At 70.6% G+C, this 1,570-nt stretch carries 1 protein-coding gene; it reads left to right on the top strand.

Annotation, left to right across the window (positions count from 1 at the left end):
• Positions 1 to 174 precede the first annotated feature (174 nt).
• Positions 175 to 1,570 (top strand): alpha/beta fold hydrolase (locus tag V7067_RS14280; RefSeq protein ID WP_334176573.1); only part of this gene is annotated, 1,396 nt, incomplete at its 3' end.

Below are 1,570 nucleotides of genomic sequence, written 5' to 3'. Positions count from 1 at the left end.
GCGGCGGGTGTGCGCCCGGGCCGCGGGCGCGGGGGTGTCGCGCCCGACCGGCGGAAAGGGATGACAGCGATGGACCAGAGCACCAGCAGCAAGCCGGCGCGGAGGCCCCGTGCCGCGGCGCGTCCGGCGTCAGCCCGGCTGGAGGCCACACCGGCCGTAACCGCGAAGGCAGCGGTGCCCGCCGCAGGGGCCGGGGTCGCTGCACCGCCGGCCGCCCGGCCGGAAACGGCCGCGACGCCGGCCGCTGCCGTCCCGGGCATCGTCGCCCTGGGCACTGTCACGCCGGGCATCGTCGCCCCGGCCGCCGCATCGCCGGCCGCCGCGGCGGAGACTGCCGGCGCCGGGCCGGGCCGCGCGCCTTCTGCCGGAGAACTCGACGGGCTGCTGCATGCCATCGAGGCGCGGCTCACCGGCGGCGTCTCGCTGCTGGGCATGGAGATGGCCTTTCAGGACTGGCTGCTGCACCTTGCCAATGCGCCGTTCCGCCGGGCGGAACTGCTGCGCGCGGCGTGGCGGCAGTGGGGCCGCATGCTGCCGGTGCTGGCCGGAGAGACCGCCATCGAGCCGGCGCGCACCGATCCGCGCTTCCGCGATCCGGCGTGGCTGAAGCCGCCGTTCAGCTATTATGCGCAAAGCTTCCTGCTGGCGGAGCAGTGGTGGAGCGAGGCCGCCGGCGGACTGCCCGGCGTGAGCCGCTCCAACCAGCGCATCGTGTCGTTCGCGGTGCGCCAGCTCGTTGACATGACCTCGCCCAGCAACGTGCCCTGGCTCAACCCGGAAGTGATCTGGGCCACCGCCAGCAGCGGCGGCGGCAACCTTCTCGCCGGGGCGCGTAATTTCTTCACCGACCTCACCGAGACGATGACCGGCGGGCCGGCCGGACAGGATGTGTTCGAAGTCGGCGTCGATCTGGCGGCCACGCCCGGCAAGGTCATCTACCGCAACGAACTGATGGAACTGATCCAGTACGCGCCGACCACGGCCACCGTGGCGCGTGAGCCGGTGCTGATCGTGCCGGCGTGGATCATGAAATATTACATTCTCGATCTCTCCGCGCAGAACTCGCTGGTGCGCTATCTGGTCGGGCAGGGGCACACCGTCTTCATCATCTCCTGGCGCAACCCCGGCGCTGAACAGCACAATCTGAGCCTCGACGACTACCGCACGCAGGGCGTGATGGCCGCGCTCGATGTGGTGGGCGATGTGTGTCCGGGCGAGAAGGTGCAGGCGTGCGGCTACTGCCTCGGCGGCACGCTGCTGACGATTGCCGCCGCGGCCATGGCCCGCGACGGCGACGACCGTCTGGCCAGCATGACGCTGTTCTGTGCCCAGACCGATTTCAGCGACGCGGGCGAGCTGCAGCTCTTCATCACCGAAGCCCAGCTTGCGGTGCTGGACGATGTGATGCGCGCGCAGGGCTATCTCGACAGCCACCAGATGTCGGGCGCCTTCCAGCTGCTGCGCTCCAACGATCTGATCTGGTCGCGGCTGATCCGCAACTATCTGCTTGGCCGGCGCGACCAGCCCAACGACCTGATGGCATGGAACGCCGACGGCACCCGCATGCCGG

Origin of the sequence: Pseudoxanthobacter sp. (genome assembly GCF_036822375.1) — a bacterium.
GTDB lineage: Bacteria > Pseudomonadota > Alphaproteobacteria > Rhizobiales > Segnochrobactraceae > Pseudoxanthobacter.
Note: the sequence above shows the minus strand (reverse complement) of the source record. Positions and strands in the feature narration are given on the sequence as shown.